This is a genomic window from Pseudomonas sp. NPDC089758, from assembly GCF_044748705.1.
GTDB lineage: Bacteria > Pseudomonadota > Gammaproteobacteria > Pseudomonadales > Pseudomonadaceae > Aquipseudomonas > Aquipseudomonas putida_X.
Genome location: NZ_JBIVGN010000002.1, coordinates 393,461 through 415,279, shown reverse-complemented (window position 1 = coordinate 415,279; position 21,819 = coordinate 393,461). Strand labels below are relative to the sequence as shown.

The window sequence follows — 21,819 nt, the reverse complement described above, 5'->3', positions numbered from 1 at the left end:
GTTGATAGGTTGGGTGTGTAAGCGCTGTGAGGCGTTGAGCTAACCAATACTAATTGCCCGTGAGGCTTGACCATATAACACCCAAGCAATTTGCTTCTGCAGATTGTGGTGGTGAAGATGATACGAACCGAAAGTTCGCAACGAACCACAAACATCACATATCCGAATTCGCTGGGCTGTCCATCTGGACATTCTGGCTACAGAATTTCTTGACGACCATAGAGCATTGGAACCACCTGATCCCATCCCGAACTCAGTAGTGAAACGATGCATCGCCGATGGTAGTGTGGGGTTTCCCCATGTGAGAGTAGGTCATCGTCAAGATTCATTTCGCAAAACCCCTATCTGCGCGAGCAGGTAGGGGTTTTGTCTTTCCGATATTCGCACACCTTTCTCCAGGCAAAGATGTTTTGTCCGTCTCGCACCTGCGCAAATGCGCCGAAGGGTGCGACAATTAATCCTGTTCGTTTACGTGACTTTGCCCTGCCCAAGCTGCGTCAAGGCTTAGGTTCGGGGCACCCTCGCGCCCGGATAGAGCGATGCCAGCGTGCCGTGCTGCGCATTTCTGGACCTTCACCGTCCTATACAACTGAGGTTACAAGCAAGATGGCCAAGGCCGCCGATGTCGTTGTGCAATGCCTGGAAAACGAAGGTGTCGAGTATGTGTTCGGCATTCCTGGTGAGGAAAACCTCGACCTGCTGGAATCCCTGCGCAAGTCGAAGATCAAGCTGGTACTGACCCGCCACGAGCAGTCTGCGGGCTTCATGGCAGCCACCTATGGCCGCCTGACCGGCAAGACCGGCGTCAGCCTGTCGACCCTGGGCCCCGGCGCTACCAACCTGGTAACCGCCAGTGCTTACGCCTACCTGGGCGGCATGCCGATGATGATGATTACCGGCCAGAAGCCGATCAAGAAGTCCAAGCAGGGCCGCTTCCAGATCATCGATGTGTGCGGCATGATGGATCCCATCACCAAGTACACCCACCAGTTCGCCTCGGCCGACAACATCCCTTCGCGCATGCGTGAAGCGTTCCGCCTGGCCGAAGAAGAAAAACCGGGTGCCGTGCACCTGGAGCTGCCGGAAGACATCGCCGCCGAGCAGACCGATGCCATGCCGATCCCGCGCAGCCTGCACCGCCGTCCGCTGGCCGAACATGTGGCTATCGAAGCTGCCATCGAGAAACTGCGCACCGCACGCAGCCCTATCCTGGTGATCGGTGCCGGCGCCAACCGCAAGATGACTGCCAAGGTTCTCAAGCAACTGGTCGACAAGACCGGTATCCCGTTCGTCACCACCCAGCTGGGCAAGGGTGTGGTTGACGAGCGCAGCCCGCGCTTCCTGGGTAACGCTGCGCTGTCGTCCGGTGATTTCGTGCACCGTGCGATCGAAGCGGCCGATCTCATCGTCAACATCGGCCACGATGTGATCGAGAAGCCGCCGTTCTTCATGGTCCGTGGCGGCACCGAAGTCATCCATATCAACTTCCGTTCCGCCGAAGTCGACGCCGTGTACTTCCCGCAGGTTGAAGTGATCGGCGACATCGCCAACGCCGTCTGGCAGATCGCTGAAGGCCTGGGCGACACTTCGCACTGGGACTTCACCCGCCTGATGGCGATTCGTGAAGCCAACGAAGCCCAGATCGCCGAAGGCGCCGACGATGACCGCTTCCCGGTCTACCCTCAGCGCCTGGTTGCCGATATCCGCCGCGTACTGCCGTCCGAAGGCATCGTTGCCCTGGACAACGGCATCTACAAAATCTGGTTCGCCCGTAACTACAAGGCTCACAAGCCCAACACCGTACTGCTCGACAACGCCCTGGCGACCATGGGTGCTGGCCTGCCATCGGCGATGGCAGCCCACCTGGTGTACCCGGACCGTCCGGTGATCTCGGTGTGTGGCGACGGCGGCTTCATGATGAACAGCCAAGAGCTGGAAACCGCAGTCCGTCTTGGCATGCACGTTACCGTGGTGATCCTGCGTGATGACGGCTACGGCATGATCCGCTGGAAGCAGGCCAACATGGGCTTCACCGATTTCGGCCTGGACTACGGCAACCCGGACTTCGTCAAGTACGCCGAAGCCTACGGTGCCAATGGCCATCGCGTAGAAAGCGCCGAAGGTTTACTGCCGCTGCTCGAGCACTGCATCAAGACCCCGGGCGTGCACGTGATCGACTGCCCGGTCGATTACAGCGAGAACGACCGCATCCTCAACAGCGAGCTGCGTGAGCGCGCGCTGGCGGTGTAAGCCGTAAAGTCCTATCCCTGGCAAACCGCCTCCCCCGGGAACATCACTGGTCTTTTAGGCCAGTGATTTGCGGGTGTGGCGCTTTGCGGGGATCAGGCTGCGCTGGCACCGCAACAGTGTCGGCTTTCCAGCGGCTACTCGGCAGAGCCTGCACACCAGATCTTTGGTTGGACTATCGCCGTCTGATTGAGCAAGAAGGTGGTATCGCGCGTGCTGTTCAACCGGAGCATCGGATCTGCATCATCGGCGCAGGTGTTACCGGTTTGCCCGCTACTCGTGAGCTGCTACGTTGCGGCCACTGAGGCTGCGTGAAGCCCTTGCCCCGCCGCTGTGATAGGGTGCACACACTTTGGCTTTTCAGGATGTGCCCCCATGCTTCCTCCCCTCAGCGAAAAAGAGCTCAACCGCCTTGAAGACCTGCTGATCACCTACGGTAACGACTATTCGGTACTCAACCTTGCCGAGCTCAACGGCTTTTTCACCGGCCTGGCCAGCTCGCCGGGTCGGGTCAACCCCGAGCAGTGGTTACCTGCGGTCGCCGGTGGCAAGGTGCCGAAGTTCAAGAAGCCAGCCCATGAAGAAGCCTACACGGCATTGATGCTGCGCTATGCCCACCAGGTGGCGGAACAGCTTGCGGAGAATGTCGACGGCTTCGAGCCGGTGTTCGAAGAAAGTGAAGGCGAGGAAGGGCCAGCGATCATCATGGAGGAGTGGTGCTTTGGCTACATGCGCGCTACCCAGGTCGCGCAATGGGGCGACCTTCCGCCAGAGCAGGATCAACTGCTCAAGGCCATTTCGCTGCACGGGCTGGAAGATAACTTCGAACTGCTTGATACCATGAGCTTCGATGAGCTGCAGGCTTGTGTGCCCCACGTGGTCGCTGCAGCCAAGGGCTTGTATCGGTATCAGAAGCAGCAACGACATTGATCTGCCCAGGGGCATTATTTCGCCTAGCGAAATTATGATCTCCTCTGCGCGCTGATTCTGCTGCCCGCCGAATCAGCGCAGCATGTGTTCCAGCAGCACCACCCCGGTGCCACGCCTGGAGCGCAGACCATGATCAAACTCTACAACTTCCCCAAGTCCGGCCATGCCCACCGCATCGAGCTGATGCTGTCACTGCTGAACCTGCCCACCGAACTGGTCTTCGTAGACCTGGCCAAAGGGGCGCACAAGCAGCCGGAATTTCTCGCCATCAACCCGTTTGGCCAAGTGCCTGTGATCGATGACAACGGTACTGTCATCGCCGACTCCAACGCCATCCTCGTCTACCTCGCGGGTACTTACGACAAATGTGGCCAGTGGCTGCCCCAAGACCCGCTTGCCGCTGCCCGCGTGCAGCGCTGGCTGTCGGTTGCTGCCGGGCCCGTTGCTTTCGGCCCTGCTGCCGCTCGCCTGGTCACGGTGTTCGGCGCCTCGTTCAACACCGACGAAGTCATCGGCCGTGCCCACAGCTTGCTCAAGGTGATGGATGCCGAGCTGGCCAAGACGCCGTTCCTGGTGGGCAGCGAGCCAACCATCGCCGACGTCGCCAACTATTCGTACATCGCCCATGCCCCCGAAGGCAATGTCTCGCTGGACCCGTACCCCAACGTGCGTGCCTGGCTGGCGCGTGTCGAAGCGCTGCCTGGCTTCGTTGCCATGCCACGTACCGCCGTGGGCCTGCAAGCCAGCGCCTGAGCCGCTACCTTACCGAGGAACGCCGCCATGCAAGCACTACCAGACCCTCGTACTTCCCCTTGGCACGCTGGCGAGAAACGGCTGCAGGAACAGGCCGGTGTGGCGGAACGTATGGAGGTGTTCGGGCGGAAGGTCATTCGTGACTACATGCCCGACCAGCACCGCGAGTTCTACCGGCAACTGCCCTTCCTGGTTGCAGGTGCCGTGGACGCCCACGGTAAACCCTGGGCGACGCTGCTTGAAGGCCCCGAAGGCTTCGTCAGTTCGCCCGACCCTCGGCAGTTGCTGATCGACACCCTGCTCGCCAGTGACGACCCGGCAGTGCCAGGCCTGGGCCCAGGTGGTGCTGTCGGCCTGCTCGGCATCGAGCTGCACAGCCGCCGCCGCAATCGCATCAACGGCCTTGTCCAGCAAGGGAGCGATGGGCGGCTGGCGGTGGCGGTGGAGCATGCTTTCGGCAATTGCCCCCAGTACATCCAGATGCGTGCTTACACGCGTGTCCATGAGCCGGCGCAGGGGCGGCTGGATTCAAGCGTGCTGGATGCCCATGCGGTGACCATGATCGAGCAGGCCGACACCTTTTTCGTGGCCAGCTACATAGACCACCCAGACGGCCACCGCGCAGTGGACGTCTCGCACCGCGGCGGCCGGGCCGGGTTCGTCAAGGTCGATGGCAACCGCCTGACGATCCCTGACTATGCCGGCAACCTACACTTCAATACCCTCGGCAACCTGTTGGAAAATCCGCAGGCAGGGTTGTTGTTCGTCGATTTCAGCAACGGTGATGTCCTGCAACTGACTGGCCGCACCACTATTCTGCTCGACAGCCCACTGATCAAAGACTTCGAAGGCGCCGAGCGGCTATGGACGCTTCAGGTCGAACAGATCGTGCTGCGCCGGGCTGGCGTGTCATTGCGCTGGGCCTTTCAGGAGTACGCGCCTACCAGCCTGATGACCGGCACCTGGGCCGAGGCCGAGCAGCGCCTGCAGCAGCGCGAACGGCAACGCCAATGGCTGGCCTGGCGTGTGCAGCGGGTGGAGCAGGAAAGCCGAGACATTCGCTCGTTCTACCTCGCCCCAGATAGGCCGGTAACGTTCGCCCCAGGGCAGCACATTCCGGTGCGCCTGGCCTTGGGAGGCGAGACGCCGTTGATTCGCACCTACAGCCTGTCGTGCGCGCCATCGGACGGCTACCTGCGCATCAGCGTGAAGGCCCAGGGGGCGGCTTCGCGGTATCTGCACGAAGAGGTCGGCGTGGGCGATCTGCTCGACGTGCGGCTGCCCATGGGCAGTTTTACCTTGGATGGCGACAGCGCAAGGCCCATCGTGCTGATGGGTGCAGGCGTGGGCATTACCCCGCTGATCGCCATGTTGCGCGAGCAGCTGGCCCGGCAGCAGGCGCGGCGAATCCATCTGTTCCACGGCGCCCGCCGCCTCGCCGACTTGCCATTTCAGCAGGAACTGGCGGCGTTGGGCGAGCAGGCAGGCGGCCTGTTGAGTGTGCATCGTTTCCTTAGCCAGCCCGAGGACGATGCACTACCAGGACGCGACTACGACCATGCCGGGCGCCTGGCGATCGAGCAGGTCAAAGCGAAGCTGGCGCTGGATGACTACGACTTCTACCTGTGTGGGCCCGCCAGTTTTACCCAGGAGCTGTATGAAGGATTGCGCGCCATTCATGTGCCCGACAAGCGCATCCATGCAGAAGCCTTCGGCCCGTCGACCCTGAAGCGTCATACCGATGACAACCAGCCGACATTGCAGCAGCCACCGGCTGCCGGCGAGCCAGTGCCGGTGTACTTCGCCAGCTCGGCCAAGGAGGCGCGCTGGGCGCCGGGCGGTGGTACCTTGCTGGAACTTGCCGAGGCCCGAGGGTTATCGCCGGACTTCAGTTGCCGGGGCGGTTCGTGCGGCACCTGCAAGACCAAGGTGGTGAGCGGTCAGGTGCATTACCCGAACCCGCCTGCGCAGATGCCGGACGCGGGGACAGTGCTGATCTGTTGCGCGGTGCCGGGCAAAACGCACGAGGGCGGGCAAGCGTTGGTACTGGACATTTGATGCCGCCTGCAGATGGCTGATAATCACTCGACACCCGTCCCCAGGAGCTGACATGGACCAGATTCACCTGATGAAGGTGTTCGTTGCGGTAGGCGAGCTGGAAAGCTTCGCAGCCGCCGCCCGCCGCCTGGATATCTCGCCCGCTGCCGTAACCCGCGCGGTCAGTGCGCTTGAGGACATGCTCGGCGTCAAACTGTTGCTACGCACCACGCGCAGCGTGCGCCTGACCCAGGCGGGTGGCCGCTATCTGGAGGACACCCGCCATATCCTCGCCAGCATCCTTGAGGCCAACGAGGCCGCCGCCGGCATCAACGCCACGCCCAAAGGCGAGCTGGCGGTCACTGCGCCCATCCTTTTCGGCAAGAAATTCGTCATGCCGAGCATCGTGCGTTATCTGCAGCAGTACCCCGAAGTCGACGTCTCTGCCTACTTCCTCGACCGCATCGTCAACATGGTCGAGGAGGGCATGGACGTTGCCGTGCGTATCGGTCCGCTGCCTGACTCCGGCCTCAAGGCCCTGCGCGTGGGCAGGGTCAGGCGCATGCTCTGCGCCTCGCCTGAATACCTGCTGCGCCATGGCGTGCCGCAGCACCCCTCGGACTTGCCGGCGCATGCGGTGATCGCCACCACCAACCTGTCACCGCGCGCGGGCTGGCGCTTCGGCGTGACGGACGAACCGACCCTGGTGCGCATCCAACCCAGGCTCACCGTGACCAGCAACGACGGTGCGATTGCCGCGGCGGTGGGTGGGCTGGGGATTGCCCGGTTGCTGTCCTATCAGGTGGTGGACGAGATCGCCAGCGGGCAGTTACAGGTGATCCTTGCCGACTATGAAGAAGCCCCATGGCCAATCCATGTGCTGCACCGCGAAAGCAAGCACGGTTCGGCCAAGGTGCGCGCGTTCGTCGACATGCTGGCGCATGAGCTGCGGGCCCAAGGGCTGGACTGACGTCATCCTGCCTTCGGGCCACGCTCGCTGACAACCGCCTGGATCGCCTGGTACTCCAGGCTGAACCCCAGGCTCATTTCTTCACCCTGCTGCAACAAACGCAGCCCCGGTTGCCCCGGCAGGTGATGGGCATTGATTGGATGGCTGACCGGCTCAAAGCAGAAGAACGGTTTGTCCTGGGGGCAGAACAGCAAGAAATGCTCGGCGCCGTTGGCGCTGCATGCCAGGCGATAACCGGCCGCGGGTTGTTCGATCACGCAGTCGCCGGCCCAGCCGCCGAACGCATGGTCGACCACGGTGATCGGCAGGCCGGCCGGCGCATCGAAGCGCCACGCTTCAGGCACCGCTGCCTTGTACGACGGCAACCGACCCTCTTCGGCCAGCCACACATGCTGCGCCGCTGCCCGCAGCCGGGTGTCTGGGTAGCGCGGGAAGTAAGGATGCAAGCCCAGCCCGTACCAGGTAGCGGGCTCATCCAGATGCGTCACATGCAGGTCAAGCCTCAGGCAACCTTCATGCACATGCACATCCAGTACCGCCCGGTAGGCGAACGGCACGCTGCTCTGAAGGGTCAACCTTGCACTTCGCTCAGTGTGGTGAGCCACCTGCCAGGCCTGCTGCCAGGCAGTGCCATGAATCGGATACGGATCGTGTGGGGTGTTGGGCGCCAGGGCCAGCCAACCTTCGGGTCTTGCAAAACCACCTTCGCCAATGCGGTTGGACCACGGCGCCAAGGGGTAGCACGCCAACTGCCGCGGTGTACCGTTGGCCAGCGTCGCCGGGTCGGTATGGCGCAGCAGCGCCTGCCCGGTCGCCTTCACCTCCCAGTTGACCAGGCTGGCGCCCAGCTCGGGCGCCAGGGTCAGGCGGGTCAGGCGGTCTTGCAGCTGCAGTTCGGTGACAGCCATCAGCGGCTCCTTTTACAAAGTGGGTCAGTTGGCCCGGCGATAGGTCAGCAGCACGATGCCGCACACCACCACGGCGGCGCCGATCAACTGCCAGGTGCCCAGGCGTTGATCCAGCAAAGCCCAACCCAGCAGTAGCGTAGCGATGGGCTCGATATTCATCACCGGCGCGTTCTGCGCCATGTTCAGCCGTGGCACGCAGACGAACAGCAAGGTGAAGGCCACGCCATACAGCACCACCAGGCTGGCCAACGCTGCCCAGCCGCTGGCGCTGGCCGGCAGCGACAACCCGGATGGCATCACCCCGCTGGCACCGGCCACCAGCATGCTGGCGAACACGATCAACAGGGTCAGCAAGCTACGCACCGGGCCGCGAACCGCCGCCAGTTTGTGGTCAGTGATCCACAACGCGCAGGCGAACACGCAGGCGGCGCAGAACGAAAGGCCCACGCCCAGAAGCCAGTGCGGGTTGGCCTCACCCTCATTGCTCAGGCGCCCAGGTACATCCAGCGCCAGCACCAGGCCACACAGGATCAGCCCCATGAACAGCACGGTGCGCCCGGTCGGGCGAGCGCCGCCCAGCGCCCAGGTCAGCAGCGCCAGCAGCATCGGGAAGGTATTGCCTACCAGCAGCGCCAAGGCAACCGGGATGCGCGCCACGGCCGAGTACAGGCACAGGCTCTGGGTGGCGATCAGCAGGCCCAACAGCAGTTGCCAATGCCGCGTGCCAGCCGGCAGGCTCAGTGGCTGGCGCTGCCATAGCACCAGGCTGGCCAGTACCAGGAAGGTGATGCCGGAACGACAGAGGATGGCCAACAGAACGCCGGTGTCGTCATCGAAGGCGATGCGTGCGGCAATGTGGTTGCCGGCGAACGAGCAGGCCAGCAGCGCCAGTAGCGCGACCGCCAGCTTGCGTGGGAAAAGCGAGGTAGAAACAGCGACAGCCATGTGCAGGGTCCATTTGCAGGAGTGTCCATGGGCTGCTGCGCAGCCCATCGCCGGCAAGCCAGCGCCCACAGGTTTCGCATGATCCATCAGATCGGCGCGGTACCTGGGAGCCGGCATACCGGCGATGCGCCGCACAGCGGCCCCGGATGAGGTCTGTTACAGCACGACGCTCGGCAGCCACAGCGAGATGGCCGGGATGTAGGTGACCGCGATGAGCACCAGGAACAGCGCGATGTAGAACGGCAGCAGCGCCTTCACCGTCGATTCGATACTCACCTTGCCGATGGCCGAGCCGACGAACAGCACCGCACCGACCGGTGGTGTGATCAAGCCGATGCCCAGGTTCACCAGCATGATCATGCCGAAGTGCACCGGGTCCACACCTATGCCGGTGATGACCGGCAGCAGGATCGGCGTCAGGATCAGAATCAACGGCGCCATGTCCATCACCGTGCCCAGCAGCAACAGCATGAAGTTGATGCACATCAGGATCACATAGCGGTTGTCTGACAAGGTCAGGAACAAGGTGGTGATCTTCGACGGGATCTGCATCAGCGTCATCACGTAGCCGAAGCTGGCGGCAAAGCCGATCAGGATCATCACGATCGAGATGGTCCGCACCGTACGGTGCATCAGCTTGGGCAGGTCGCGCCATTTGTAGTCACGGTAGATGAACATGGTCACGAAGAACGACCAAACCACCGCCACGGCCGCTGATTCGGTGGCGGTGAACACACCCGAGAGAATACCGCCGAGGATGATCACCATCGCCATCAGGCCCCACAGTGCTTCGCCGGCGATCTTCAGCGCTTGGCGCAGCGGGATAACCTCGCCTTTGGGGTAGTTGCGCTTCTTGGCGAACATCAGGCACAGGCCCATCATTACCGCGCTCAGCAGTAAGCCCGGCATGATCCCCGCAACGAACAGCGAGCCAATCGACACCGTGCCGCCCGCCGCCAGCGAGTACAGCACCGAGTTGTGGCTGGGTGGGGTGAGCAATGCCTGCACCGAGCCGCTGACGGTTACCGCCGTGGAGAACTCGCGCGGGTAGCCCCTGCGCTCCATCTCGGGTATCAGTACCGAGCCTACCGATGCGGTGTCAGCCACCGACGAGCCGGAAATGGCGCCGAAGAAGGTCGAGGCCATGATATTGACCAGCGACAAACCGCCCCGTACGAAGCCCACCAGCACGCCGGCGAAGGCCACCAAACGCCGTGACATGCCACCTTCGGCCATGATTGCGCCAGCCAGCACGAAGAACGGAATGGCGAGCAGCGAAAACTTGTTAACCCCACTGGCGATCTGAATCATCATCGCCTGCAGCGGGATGTCGATCCACCAGGCGCCGATCAGCGCCGACAGGCCCAGAGCGAAGGCCACCGGCATACCGATCAGGATGAGCACGATGAAGCTGCCCAACAGAATGAACGCATCCATTTACGCAGCTCCTTCGTTTTCTTCGGCCAGATCGTAACGAACCACCTTGCGGTTGCTCTGATCGCCCAGCAGGAGGTTTTCCAGTACAAAAACCAGGGTCAGCAGGCCACCGACGGGGATCGGCGCGTAGGTCATGCCCACCCGCACCCCAGGCAACGAGGCCAACGACTGGTTCCACGTGGTGATGCACAGCTTGACGCCGTAGTAGGTCATGAACACGCATACCAGGATCATCAGCACCTGAACCAGCAGTGCAACCAGCTGGCGCTGCAGGGGTGGCAAACGGTCGGTGATCATCCCCACCGCCATGTGCGCGCCGGCCCGGTAGCTGGCGGCAGCGCCGACAAAGGTGAACACCACCATCAGCAGGATCGCTACCGGCTCCGGCCAGCTGGAGCCGGTACCCAGCACATAGCGGGCGAAGATGCCCCAAGGGATGATCAGCGACATGGCCAGGATCGACAGGCCCGCGACCCAGATACAGCTGCGGTAGAGCGTGTCGTTGACGCTCAGGAAAAGCGATTTCATAGGTATCACCAAAGCGGCAGGGCGACGGGCGTCGCACTGCCGAGGTCAAACTTGGAAAGGGGCCGGTATTACTGTACGGCGTCGATACGCTTCATCAGGTCGGCGTACGGTGCACCGTATTTCTCGCGTACCGAAGCGGTAGCGTCGAAGAACGGTTTCTTGTCGACGGTGATGAACTCCACGCCAGCAGCCTTGAGCTTCTCTTCACTGGCGGCAGTCTTGGCATCCCACAGCGCACGCTCTTCCATCTGCGCTTCGCGGGCGACCTTCTTCACCAGCGCCTGCTGCTCAGGGGTGAGCTTGTTCCAGGTGGTCTTGGACATCACCACCGGCTCTGGCAGGATCAGATGGCCAGTGAGGGTGAAGTACTTGGCGCTCTGATAGTGGTTGTGCTCGAGCAGGGTTGGCGGGTTGTTTTCGGCGCCGTCGATTACCCCGGTCTGCAGGGCGCTGAAGATCTCGCCGGTATCCATGGCGATGCCGTTGCCCCCCATGGCGTTCATCATGTCGATGAACAGCGGGTTGCCCTGCACGCGGATCTTCATGCCCTTGAGGTCTTCCAGGCTGCGCACCGGCTTCTTGGTGTAGATGCTGCGCGAGCCACCGTCCATCCAGGCCAGGGCCACCAGGTTGAATTCGGAATTGGTGATCTTGTCGAGGATCTCCTGGCCGATATCGCCGTCGATGATCTTGCGCATGTGGTCATGGTCGCGGAACACGAACGGCATGTTGAACACATTCACGTCAGGCACCACCGGGCCGACGATCCCCAGGCTGACGCGGGTCATCTGCACGGCACCGATCTGCGCCTGCTCGATGACTTCCTTTTCCGAGCCGAGGACGCCGCCAGGGAACATCTTGAAAGTGATCTCGCCATTGCTGGCCGCTTCGATCTTCTTGCCCATGTTCTGCTCGGCGACCACGGTCGGGTAACCGGCCGGGTGGATCTCGGCGAACTTGATGTCCAGCGCGTGGGCTGGCAGGGAGAGGCTGAAAGCGAACGGGAGTGCAGCAAGAAGCAGCTTGCGTTTGAACGTCATGATGAAACTCCGTGGTTTTTATTATCTGGTTTCGGGCGTGCGAGTGTGGTTGGCAGTACGGGTGTTCAGCCCCGGCAGGCAGGTTCCTCCAGGCCTTTGACGCCGAGTTCGAAAGCAAAAACGCCCCCGGCCAGCGGCTGGTCGCCGAGGTCGATGCCTGCGGGGCGGATCGAGGTGACGAACAGGGTGTCCAGGTTGGAGCCGCCGAATGCGCACATCGCTGGCTTTTTGACCGGCACGTTGAGTGAGCGGTCCAGGCGGCCATCCGGTGTGAACCGATGGACCTGACCGGCATCGTTGCCGCAAATCCAGTAGCAGCCGTCCTGGTCGATGGCAGCGCCGTCCGGGCGGCCGGGGAAGGCATGCATATCGACGAACAGCCGCTTGTTGTGGGGTGTGCCACTGTCAATGTCGTAGTCGAACACCCAGATTTTCTGCACGTCAGGGTGCGAGTCCGACAGGTACATGCGCGTGCCGTCGGGGCTGAAGGCCAGGCCATTGGGCACGATCATGCCGTTCTGCTGCAGGTGCAAGCGGCCCTTGCCGTCATGCCGGTACAGCGCGCCGACCGTGGCGCCTTGCTGCATGTCCATCAGCATGGTGCCGGCCCAGAAGCGGCCCTGGCGGTCACAGCGCCCATCGTTGAACCGCATACCGCTGCGGGCATGGTCGACGGCGCTGAGCAAGTGGCTGGCCAGGCTGCCATCGGCCTTGGTTTCAAGCTGGAAGATGCCGCTTTCCATGCCGGCGATCCAGCCCTGCTCAGTGCGCGCTATGCAGGCGATCATCTCGTCGGCTTGCCAGCTCTGGTGCGCACCATCGGGCTGCCAGCGATGCAGCGTGCGGGCAGGAATGTCGACCCAGTACAGGGCTTGTTCGGTGGGGTGCCACACGGGGCTTTCGCCGGTGCCGTTGCGGGCGTCGACGATCAGTTCGCAGTTCATGGCCGGGCCTCCTGAAGCACTGGGTATCAGTTGAACGGTCCGGCAACGGCGAAGGCGCCGCCCTGATAGACCATGCTCGGGTCATCGGCGGCAGGGGCCGGCTGGGCCTCTACCACGTCGCGAAACACCTCGGAGGTGTCTTTCGGCGCGTAGCCCAGGTGTGCGGCATAGCGGTTGTCCCACCATACGGTGCGGTTGTCGGAGGCACCGTAGACGATGGTGTGGCCCACATTGGGGGTGTGCAGCCCGCGTTCGATCAGCTGCACCAGGTCGTCGTAGCTCAGCCAGGTGCACAACATCCGCAGGTTCTGTGGCTGGGGGAAGGAGGAGCCAATGCGGATGCTGACGGTCTCGATGCCATAGCGGTCGAAGTAGAAGCTGGCCACATCCTCGCCGTAGCACTTGGACAACCCGTAGTAGCTGTCGGGCCGGCGCGGGGCGTGGGCGTCGATGCGTTCGTCCTGGCGGTAGAAACCGATGGTGTGGTTGGAGCTGGCGAAGATGATGCGCTTGACCCCATGCTTGCGCGCCGCCTCGTAAACGTGGAACACACCGCAGATGTTGGGGCCGAGGATGTCTTCGAAGGAGTGTTCGGTGGATACGCCGCCGAAATGGAGGATGGCGTCGACACCTTCTACCAGTGCGTGGACGGCGGCCTTGTCGGCCAGGTCGCAGGTCACGACCTCTTCATGCGGGCCCGCAGCAGGTGCCATCGGGCTGATATCGGAAAGGCGCAGGACCTCAGCGTAGCCTTGCAGGCGTTCGCGAAGGACCTTGCCCAGGCCGCCTGCGGCTCCGGTGAGCAGCAGGCGCTTGAGGGGGGTAGTGGTCATGGCCGGCTCTTTTGTTAATTGTTGTAGGTTGTCGTATGACTTGCCTGAATTATCGGCAGTGACTTCCGGGGTTGTCAATGTTATTTCTGTGACCTTGCGGCCCATCGCGAGCCACGGCGCGATGGGCCGCCACGTGCCTGCCTTACAGCAACGACAATGGATAATTGAAGATCAACCGGTTCTCATCGAATTCGTTGTTGCTGTAGTCGCGCCGAATCGAGGAGTTGCGCCATTTAACGCTCAGATCCTTGAACGCCCCGCTCTGGATCACATAGGCCAGCTCCGTTTCCCGCACCCACTCCTTGCCGTCGCTGACCGACGCGGTGTGCACGTCCTTGCCGCTGATGTAGCGGTTCATCAGCGTCAGCCCCGGCACGCCAACGGTGACGAAGTTGAAGTCATGACGCACCTGCCAGGAGCGCTCGTTGGCATTGTCGAAACTGGAGTTGTAGCTGTCGTTGGCCAAGGTCCCGCCGCTGGTACCGTTGACCCGCATCCAGGTATCGCCATCGACCTTTTGCAGGCCCACCCAGAACGTGTTGCCGCCATATTTGGCCGAGAACATCCCCGAATACGTCTTGTTGTCCAGTTGCCCGGCCTTCTCGGAGCCGTCTTCGCCGCCGTGGAAGTAACCGAGGTTGGCGCCGAAGGTCCAGCTGCCCACCGGCTGGCTGTGGCTCAGCTGCAGGTACTGCTGCTCATAGACGTCCTTGAGCACAGCGTTCCACAGCCCGACCAGGGTGCGGTCCTGGTTGAACTTGTATTCGCCACCGACGAAGTTGAACCGGTCCGACAGGGCGCCGGCGTAGCTCATGTCGTCCATGCTGGCGTCGTTGCGCGGGCTGTTGCCGCGGAACTGCCCGCCGTACAGCGTCAGCCCGGCGATTTCATTGGACGTGATTTGCCCACCGCGGAAGGTCTGTGGCAGCGAGCGGCCATCGTCGGAACGCAGGATGGGCAGCACTGGCATCCACTCGCCGATCTTCAGCTCAGTCTTGGAAATCCGCGCCTTGCCCGCCACCGCCAGGCGCCCGAAGTCATCCGCCGGCCGGCCATCGTCATGCCGTGGCAGCAGGGCGGTACCATAGGTGCCGCCACCGCCATCGAGCTTCACCGACCACATCCCCAGCACATCCACACCGAAACCGATCGGCCCCTCGGTGAAGCCTGAGCGTGCATCGAGGATGAAGCTCTGCGTCCACTCCTCGGCTTTGCTCTGCGGGTTGCTGGGGTTGGTGAAGTTGCGGTTGATGTAGAAGTTGCGCAGGCCAAGCGTGGCTTTGGAATCCTCGATGAAGCCTGCGGCCACGCTGGTGCCCGGCAAGCTCCCGATCATGCCGGCGCCCAGCAGGGCGAGGGGAAGGGTTTGGCAGATTTTCATTATTGTTGTGCTCCACAAAAGGGTGAGGCAACCCGTCCACCGGGCACGCGAAAGCGGCCTGCGGCAGGAGCGGGTGGGTACGGGCCGGTGAAGGCCGGGTAGGGTGAACCGGGTTTACGGCACTAGGTGGCCGTGCGTGATGCAATGGAGGGCGGTGCGAGGCTTGGGTGTAGCGCGATGGGGGTCGACATGGGGAGAGTGTCCACTGATTGTTGTTTTTGTTATGTGTTGTCGTACAACTATGGCGATTTTTTAGCAAGCGCGGGCGGTAATGTCAACGCCTACCGAGGCCAATAACGCCTGGTGTAGTAGCTTTCTGAGAGGCATTTTTGATCAACAGAAGCTCTAGCCCGGGCATCCCCCTGCCTTGAAAGAGATACTACGACTAAAGTCGGTGTGAAGGGCGTTGATAGGCCGGTAACCCTGGAACTTTGTGTATCAGGACCGGATCAGGGGGGTTAAGACGCGTTATCTTGGATTTAAAACCCGGTGAGATTGTTGAGCGCCTATGCAAGCGTGCGTACCGAGCGCACCCTTCCCCATGAACCATTGCTAACAGGACATGTCTTACTGCCACCATCGACATGATGTCATTTCACACGCAAGGAGGCTCCATCATGCAATACACCCCACCTACATCCACCGGTAAGCTGCTGGGCACCTATGGCTACGGCAAGGCGCTGATCATCAGCATGCTCATCCTGGGCAGCATCTTCTTCGGCTTGGCCGTTTTCGTCGGCTACCAGAGTATCGCCAGCGACCTGCAATTCAACGGACCCAAGCACATCTTCTACTTCACCGTCGCCTTGCTGGCTGTGCTCGGGCTGAGCATGTTCGCCCTGGCCCTGTGGCAGATAAAGCTGCGCAAAGCGCGTTACGAGGTCTATGAAAAAGGCATCTGTCAGATCATCGGCAGCGAACGTGACTACGTGCCTTTCAGCGAGATGAATGACGTGTACCTGTTCGCCTCTGGCCAGACAGCCTTCGCAGGCCTCATCAACAACCTGGCTTATCGGCGCAACGCAAGCGAGCCTTTCCGCCGGGTCAATCCGCACCTCAAGGGCCTGTTCGCCTTTATCGAACAGGTGCGCGACCAGCATCTGAACGAACGGCTGCCAGCGGTATACGCCACGCTTCAAAACGGTGGCGGGGTGCAGTTCAACTATCTCGACACCAAACAGGTATGGGGCAAGCGGATCAGTGGCGACTTCATTAACGTCACCACCAAGCCCCTGACCGTCACCCGCGACGCGCTCGACATCGATGGCCGTAAGGTCGCGTTGAGCAGCCTGGCCAATGTCGACCTCAATCAGTGGACAGAGTTGGTCGTTATCAAGGACGAGAGCGGTCAAACACTGTTGTCGACCGTCGGTAACGGGATCATGAGCTTCGATCTGTTCCTCAATACCCTGCACAACCTGCTAGACGCACCGCAAGCGCAGGCGGACAACGCCGTCACTGCCTGACGACAGGCATCGGAGCCGCTTGGCGGCTCCTGATTGAGTCAAACCTGAATTGAAGCGCTTCGAGGGGGTTGGTGTCTCCGCCAACCGGCCTTATACTCCTCCACGGCCTCGCCCTCGACCACGTGACTGGCTTGTTCCATGTCGGGCACACTTCTGCCCCTTGTCGGCGTGGGCGAGGCCTCTCCCTTATCCAGTTGTCCCCCCCCGGTCCACGCTCGAATGCTGTGCTTGCAGGTCATTCAAGCAGTTTGCTTGCACCCATGGCCATTATGGCAAGGTCCCGCTCCGGCACTTCGAGGCTGCGACGATAATGCTCCTCGAGATCCGGTGCCCAGCTCGCCACTTCATCAATTACCTCGATGGCCTGCGCCTGGGAGAGCCCATAGTGTTCAACTTGGCTCAACAGGTTTCGTCGTGAAATTTCATGCCCATAACTCCCGATAGCCATTGCCAGGCGTGAAGGCGGGGCCCCATCGGTAGTCGGCACTACGTCATACATCGGCGACAATCGCCAGCAGTCGTTCGTAAACACCACTGCCACATTCTTAGGATGGTCATCATCGTTACCGACGAGAATGTTGAAACAGATCCGCTTGAACAGCTCCTGGCGGTCCGCTTCCGGCACGCCACGGCGGTTCATTTCGTCTACCAGTACCCCGTAATGCCATTTCTTCCAATCCCCCTGCCCGAGCCAGTTGCTGTCGAGCAAGGTCAAGCCGCTTAGCATCGGAACGCGTGAGTATTGGCCGTTAGCTGCCAGCGCTCTGTCAAACCGGTCGACCAGCAATGTGTTGACCCGCCCTTTGTGCAAGCGAACGTTGGCAACATTCAAGCCTTTGTTGGCGGCGAATACCATGCACGCATACTCAAGCGAAGGGATGTCGTAGTTGTCGTGGCGATCCCGAGGTTTGGCCAGGATGAATCTGCCTGCCTCGACCAAGGTACATTTGGGGCGCGCACCACCGAGCGAGGAGCGTTGCTGCAACGTAGCCTTGGTCGCTCTATCCGTGCCAGGTGGGAAGCCGCCCTGGACTCCGTCTGCAAACTGGATGAACGCATCCAATTGAGTGAGTGTGCCCAGACCTGCCTGGCCGATGCCTTCAGGTGGCACTTTGCTGCTGCCCACCATCAGGCTGCCGGCGCGATCATGGTTGGGCGACTTCTGCAGGTAACTGATAGCGTCCATCTCGCCGCCATGCTCGCGGATGACCAGCCGCTCGCCCCAGCCATCCGGCGCGGCATCCCTGATGAAGCCAGGAAGGCCGCCGTTCTTGGTAATGTTGGTATAGGGCTCCGCGCGCAGAGGGTAGTGCAGTGGATCAGGCACCCAGCCCCCTGCCTTGTAATAGTCAGGGCTGTAGACGAACTCACCTACACCCTTTTCCACGGTAAGGCGCCCGAGCGTGGTGACCTCAAGCGATCCAGGTTGCTGGATGTAAATGTACAGTGAAGGCATTAGAAATCATCCTCGGAGATACGCTTGAGCCGCACGCGATGCTCGGTGGTGTAGGGCGCGGGGGAGGCCTCAGGGATTTCCTTGAAGACATCGTCAAGCAGGCCGAGATGCCACAGTGCGGTCATATAGCTGCGCATTTCCACAGTCGGCGTACCTGCTTCGATTTTGCTCAGCGTGGTGGTAGACAGGCCGGATTGAGCTGCAAGATCTTTCTGACGCATTCGACGTTCTAGCCGTCTGGTTTTGACCAGAAGCCCGATTTTCGTTAGCCGGTCTGCACACATCAAGGGGAAGGCGAGCATTTTAAGATATTCTATAAGCGTTTTTATCGAAGGTAAGCATGACTATAGCACTGCTTATATGTACTGAAAACCCGAGTGCCGACCCGAGTGTATGGGCAGGCGAATCATGGAGGATACGTCTTCCACTGGATTCTGCAGAGCATTCGAGGTAGGCGGCGAGCCCGTAAGACTTCAGCATTTAACGTCTCTATAAGCATGCTTAAGTGGCTTAAGCATGCTTATAGAGGCTTTTATGAAGAGAGTTGATCGGCATTCGCTACGTGGTGCTCACAGCAGCTTTTTAGACGCCATGCATGCGCAATGCCCGCTGAGCGCACTCGCGCCAGCTCATTTTGCGCTTCGCCATCGGCGAGTGTCCGGCCGCTTCCCCCGCCATCATTACCGGCATATCCCGCATCCTAACCCAGGGCTCACTTTGCCAATACAACAGCGTCGCCGTACGCCCGCCTGGCCAACACATCTGTCCCAGTCGCGGCACATCCTCGAATGCTGCCGACTGCCCATCGCGCAGAACCGCCACCACCTCATGCGTCAGCCACCAGCGCAGATGGCGGTTCTCCGGAATGTGATGATGCGCCAATAAGGTGTAGGCCCCGGATTCGCTGACCATCATGGTCTCTTGACACTGCCCATAGCGCAGCAGCTGCACGTTGCGGTACTGGTCCGGGTCGAGTTTGCGAATGCAGTGTTCATCGAAGAAGCGAGCGCTCAGCCGGCCTAGTTCGTGAGCGCAGAACCAGGCTTGGGATTCGAGCCAGAGGGTGTGGAGGGGGCGGTTGTGGCGTGTGAAGAGGGTGGATGAGTAGTATTTGTCCATGATTGGCCTTCCAAAGCTAGGAGAGCCGTTACTTACGGGAACGGGAACCCGCTGCGTGAGCGTTTCTTAGGCGCTTCTGAAGAGTATTCCCGTTCTTTCCCACAAGCAACCACATACAGGAACTGATTATTTCAACATGTTAAATCTTACCGCTAATTACATCGAGCATTAAGCAGATGTGATGTCTGATTTGAAGCTCTTTGTTTTTTGGTAGCCCGGGCCATGTATTGTTTGCCACGTGGTATTTATAGGACTGAAGTGCGCTGTTATCGCTGAATTCGCCGGGGCGGGAGGTAGTTTCTCTGACAAGCTTCCTGGCGGCATCGAGGAATTTTGATTCGACACTGCCGATGTTTCTATCAGTCTCTTCGGAGACAAAGTGTTCGATCCAGATGTCTTGGGTAGCTTTGTCTTTGTAAATTGCATGAATTGTCACGGCGCCGGGCTTCCCTCCGCCGATTTCGAGTTTTTGCCCAGTTATTGTGTAATCTCCATATGCAAGCTTGTCTAAGCCTATTGTCTTGTGCTTATCCGTGAAGTGCTCCTTTCCTGAATAATCAGCGTTTTTAGCTTGTTTGATAAAGCTATCTTCTACGCTTATCAGGCTTAGGGTAGGGAGAGCTCCTTTATGTGCGGAGGTGATTTTATTGCTTAGAATGATATTGTATTTAATGTTGGGGAAATGAGGGTGTGTCCCAAACTCATTTAAACTGATGCTGGGGTTATTGTGGATGAGGGCTACGTTTTGTTGGCTGTACTTGTTTAAGAAGGCATCTACTTCGTTTTTTGTTGTGTTTTTGGTGAGATTGAAGCCGGGCACTATCGAAGGGGAGCTGTGAATGAAGTCTTTTATGTGTTTGTAGAATTCTTCCTGGGGGTTTGAAATGCCTTTGAACTCATTATGTGAAGGATTAGTAGCGATAATTAATGGGTGGCCTGCATCCGCGAACGCCTCAGTGCAAGCTTTCAAGCCCTTCGTGTTAATGATTACAGGTTCAAGCACGGGGACTAGGCCTGAAAGATCAAGTCCATCCTTAAGCAGAGCCCTAAGAGCCAAAAGTTCGGATTGTCTTGCATATAGGTAGGGGCTGTACATATAGCTTTCCTTGCATCATGTATTAGTGTAGGTTTTTCTCAAGCGCTATTAAAAGTCTTTCTCTTTGAGGGCGTGACAAACTTGAGGCATAACCAAGAATACGAAGATGCTCGGGAAGCCTTAAGAGGAAGGATGCCGACTCGATGCTGGTCGTTCTTAGGCGCATGGAGTTCACGAAAATTTCGTGTGCTTGGGTTGGGTCTAAGGTGCAGAAAACTTTTTCGCAGTGCTGTCTGATTATGCCGTTGGGTAGCGAGATTTTTGTTTTTAAAATTTCCTCGAGAGCTGTGACGTATTCGTCTCTCCGCAGCGTTTTAAAAATTGTTGCCGGATTTATGTTGGCTTTGTTACTTTGAGCTGGTCGGACGATTGAGAGACAATCTCTTGATGTCAGGGTTATAATTCCTATTTCTTTTGGGCATGCTTTTTCGTAAGTGGCTGCCAGCCTTGGGGCGGTGACTATGTATATATTGTCAAAAGCTTTGAGGTAGTTTGGAGTCTGAGTCGTAAGTCGTCGAGGTGAGTCAAGCTCTGTTTTGATTTCATATGCTGTTGAGGTTCCGTTGAAAATTGCTAGATCAACAACGGAATCTTCAATTGGAAGCTCTACGGCGATAGAAGAAGTTTTTGGGCTATGTCGTCCAAAAACCACTCGGTTTGCGATTGCTGTTTTGTATATGTATTCGTTTCTGTAAGCTTTCTTAGTGAGCTTGAAAGCAAATTCGTACAGATCTGACACAGTCGTTACGTCCGCTGGAACGAAATCCTTAATGTCTTTGAAGATGTCAGCGGGGTGTGAACCTTTTGCTAAAGACAAAAATTTTGATCTACTCAAAATTTTTGAAAATGAACGGTGTGTGTTTATATCAAAAATCATAATGAATCCAAATATTAGCTCGGTGAGCTATAGATCCAGGCTGTCAATGGAGCTGGGGCAATCACATCGCTGATTGCAAAGTACCATCACGTCTTTTGGGTGTCCACCTTCAAGTTTTTGACGAATACCTAAAAAGTAAAGGCCGCCAAATGGCGGCCTTCCTGGCACTGCGGAGGTTTAGTCCCAGCTCAACGCACCACCAGTCTGATACTCGATCACACGCGTCTCAAAGAAGTTCTTCTCTTTCTTCAAGTCCATGATCTCGCTCATCCATGGGAACGGGTTGGTAGTCCCAGGGTACTCTTCCTTCAGACCAATCTGGGTCAAACGACGGTTGGCGATGAACTTGAGGTAGTCCTCCATCATCGCAGCGTTCATGCCCAATACACCGCGTGGCATGGTGTCACGGGCGTATTCGATCTCCAGCTGGGTCCCTTGCAGGATCATCTGGGTCGCTTCTTCCTTCATCGCCGCGTCCCACAGGTGTGGGTTCTCGATCTTGATCTGGTTGATCACGTCGATACCGAAGTTCAGGTGCATCGACTCGTCACGCAGGATGTACTGGAACTGCTCGGCAACGCCGGTCATCTTGTTGCGGCGGCCCATGGACAGGATCTGGGTGAAGCCGCAATAGAAGAAGATGCCTTCCAGCACGCAGTAGTAGGCGATCAGGTTGCGCAGCAGCTCTTTGTCGGTTTCGACGGTGCCGGTGTTGAACTCTGGGTCGGAGATGGCACGGGTGTACTTCAGGCCCCAGGCGGCTTTCTTCGCGACCGACGGGATCTCGTGGTACATGTTGAAGATCTCGCCTTCATCCATGCCCAGCGACTCGATGCAGTACTGGTAGGCGTG

Annotated in this window: 20 protein-coding genes, 2 rRNA genes and 1 pseudogene; 9 read left to right on the top strand and 14 right to left on the bottom strand. The window is 59.4% G+C overall.

The window, feature by feature from the left end; genetic code table 11:
* From ACIPZH_RS04640 to ACIPZH_RS04605, 8 genes and pseudogenes are all read left to right on the top strand, one after another.
* Nucleotides 1-74, top strand: a 23S ribosomal RNA gene (locus tag ACIPZH_RS04640); the annotation flags it as partial.
* 134 nt (nt 75-208) lie between these two features.
* Nucleotides 209-324: ribosomal RNA gene (rrf, locus tag ACIPZH_RS04635) — 5S ribosomal RNA — on the top strand.
* Between the two features lie 282 nt (nt 325-606).
* A complete protein-coding gene (locus tag ACIPZH_RS04630) occupies nt 607-2,250 on the top strand; it encodes an acetolactate synthase large subunit (protein ID WP_012313089.1) in 1,644 nt (547 codons plus the stop codon).
* Nucleotides 2,251-2,366: 116 nt separating this feature from the next.
* Nucleotides 2,367-2,546, top strand: a pseudogene (locus ACIPZH_RS04625) (hypothetical protein); the annotation flags it as partial.
* Between the two features lie 76 nt (nt 2,547-2,622).
* Nucleotides 2,623-3,177 carry a UPF0149 family protein gene (locus ACIPZH_RS04620; RefSeq protein WP_400635331.1) on the top strand — a complete coding sequence of 185 codons (555 nt, stop codon included), beginning with the start codon at nt 2,623-2,625 and terminating at the stop codon, nt 3,175-3,177.
* A 129-nt stretch (nt 3,178-3,306) separates the two neighbouring features.
* Nucleotides 3,307-3,930 carry a glutathione S-transferase family protein gene (locus ACIPZH_RS04615; RefSeq protein ID WP_400635329.1) on the top strand — a complete coding sequence of 208 codons (624 nt, stop codon included), beginning with the start codon at nt 3,307-3,309 and terminating at the stop codon, nt 3,928-3,930.
* Between the two features lie 27 nt (nt 3,931-3,957).
* Nucleotides 3,958-5,988, top strand: a complete 2,031-nt coding sequence (locus ACIPZH_RS04610) for a pyridoxamine 5'-phosphate oxidase family protein (protein ID WP_400635327.1) — start codon at nt 3,958-3,960, stop codon at nt 5,986-5,988.
* Nucleotides 5,989-6,040: 52 nt separating this feature from the next.
* The gene (locus tag ACIPZH_RS04605; RefSeq protein WP_400635325.1) at nt 6,041-6,937 is read left to right on the top strand and encodes a LysR family transcriptional regulator; all 897 of its coding nucleotides are present in this window, start codon (nt 6,041-6,043) and stop codon (nt 6,935-6,937) included.
* A 2-nt stretch (nt 6,938-6,939) separates the two neighbouring features.
* Here the strand turns inward: ACIPZH_RS04605 and ACIPZH_RS04600 are convergent, their stop codons facing one another.
* The 8 genes from ACIPZH_RS04600 to ACIPZH_RS04565 form a co-directional block, all read right to left on the bottom strand.
* Nucleotides 6,940-7,845 carry an aldose 1-epimerase gene (locus tag ACIPZH_RS04600; RefSeq protein ID WP_400635323.1) on the bottom strand — a complete coding sequence of 302 codons (906 nt, stop codon included), beginning with the start codon at nt 7,843-7,845 and terminating at the stop codon, nt 6,940-6,942.
* 24 nt (nt 7,846-7,869) lie between these two features.
* A complete protein-coding gene (locus tag ACIPZH_RS04595; RefSeq protein ID WP_241802718.1) occupies nt 7,870-8,790 on the bottom strand; it encodes a DMT family transporter in 921 nt (306 codons plus the stop codon).
* A 156-nt stretch (nt 8,791-8,946) separates the two neighbouring features.
* The gene (locus tag ACIPZH_RS04590; RefSeq protein ID WP_400635321.1) at nt 8,947-10,227 is read right to left on the bottom strand and encodes a TRAP transporter large permease; all 1,281 of its coding nucleotides are present in this window, start codon (nt 10,225-10,227) and stop codon (nt 8,947-8,949) included.
* Nucleotides 10,228-10,755 carry a TRAP transporter small permease gene (locus tag ACIPZH_RS04585; RefSeq protein WP_400635319.1) on the bottom strand — a complete coding sequence of 176 codons (528 nt, stop codon included), beginning with the start codon at nt 10,753-10,755 and terminating at the stop codon, nt 10,228-10,230.
* 68 nt (nt 10,756-10,823) lie between these two features.
* On the bottom strand, nt 10,824-11,795 hold the full coding sequence (locus tag ACIPZH_RS04580; protein WP_267821524.1) for a TRAP transporter substrate-binding protein: 972 nt from the start codon (nt 11,793-11,795) through the stop codon (nt 10,824-10,826).
* A 65-nt stretch (nt 11,796-11,860) separates the two neighbouring features.
* The gene (locus ACIPZH_RS04575; RefSeq protein ID WP_400635317.1) at nt 11,861-12,739 is read right to left on the bottom strand and encodes an SMP-30/gluconolactonase/LRE family protein; all 879 of its coding nucleotides are present in this window, start codon (nt 12,737-12,739) and stop codon (nt 11,861-11,863) included.
* Between the two features lie 26 nt (nt 12,740-12,765).
* Nucleotides 12,766-13,572 (bottom strand): NAD(P)-dependent oxidoreductase, encoded by an 807-nt coding sequence (locus tag ACIPZH_RS04570; RefSeq protein ID WP_267821528.1) that lies wholly within the window; start codon nt 13,570-13,572, stop codon nt 12,766-12,768.
* Nucleotides 13,573-13,714: 142 nt separating this feature from the next.
* Nucleotides 13,715-14,953 carry an OprD family porin gene (locus ACIPZH_RS04565; RefSeq protein WP_241802724.1) on the bottom strand — a complete coding sequence of 413 codons (1,239 nt, stop codon included), beginning with the start codon at nt 14,951-14,953 and terminating at the stop codon, nt 13,715-13,717.
* A gap of 617 nt (nt 14,954-15,570) precedes the next feature.
* Between ACIPZH_RS04565 and ACIPZH_RS04560 the strand changes: the two genes are divergently transcribed.
* Nucleotides 15,571-16,419, top strand: a complete 849-nt coding sequence (locus tag ACIPZH_RS04560; protein ID WP_400635315.1) for a hypothetical protein — start codon at nt 15,571-15,573, stop codon at nt 16,417-16,419.
* A 235-nt stretch (nt 16,420-16,654) separates the two neighbouring features.
* On the opposite strand, the gene ACIPZH_RS04555 is transcribed toward ACIPZH_RS04560, so the two are convergent.
* The 6 genes from ACIPZH_RS04555 to ACIPZH_RS04530 form a co-directional block, all read right to left on the bottom strand.
* The gene (locus ACIPZH_RS04555; protein ID WP_400635313.1) at nt 16,655-17,875 is read right to left on the bottom strand and encodes a type II toxin-antitoxin system HipA family toxin; all 1,221 of its coding nucleotides are present in this window, start codon (nt 17,873-17,875) and stop codon (nt 16,655-16,657) included.
* Nucleotides 17,875-18,159 carry a helix-turn-helix domain-containing protein gene (locus ACIPZH_RS04550; RefSeq protein ID WP_277817996.1) on the bottom strand — a complete coding sequence of 95 codons (285 nt, stop codon included), beginning with the start codon at nt 18,157-18,159 and terminating at the stop codon, nt 17,875-17,877. The genes ACIPZH_RS04555 and ACIPZH_RS04550 overlap by 1 nt, the downstream gene beginning before the upstream one ends.
* A 298-nt stretch (nt 18,160-18,457) precedes the next feature.
* Nucleotides 18,458-18,994, bottom strand: coding sequence for a Bro-N domain-containing protein (locus ACIPZH_RS04545; RefSeq protein ID WP_400635311.1), 537 nt, complete (start codon nt 18,992-18,994; stop codon nt 18,458-18,460).
* 139 nt (nt 18,995-19,133) lie between these two features.
* Nucleotides 19,134-20,090: a sce7725 family protein gene (locus ACIPZH_RS04540; protein WP_400635309.1), complete on the bottom strand. Its 957-nt coding sequence runs from the start codon at nt 20,088-20,090 to the stop codon at nt 19,134-19,136.
* Between the two features lie 22 nt (nt 20,091-20,112).
* Complete coding sequence (locus ACIPZH_RS04535; RefSeq protein ID WP_400635307.1) at nt 20,113-20,967, bottom strand: sce7726 family protein; 855 nt, start codon at nt 20,965-20,967, stop codon at nt 20,113-20,115.
* A 177-nt stretch (nt 20,968-21,144) separates the two neighbouring features.
* A partial coding sequence (locus ACIPZH_RS04530; RefSeq protein WP_400635305.1) for a ribonucleotide-diphosphate reductase subunit beta occupies nt 21,145-21,819 on the bottom strand: 675 nt, incomplete at its 5' end.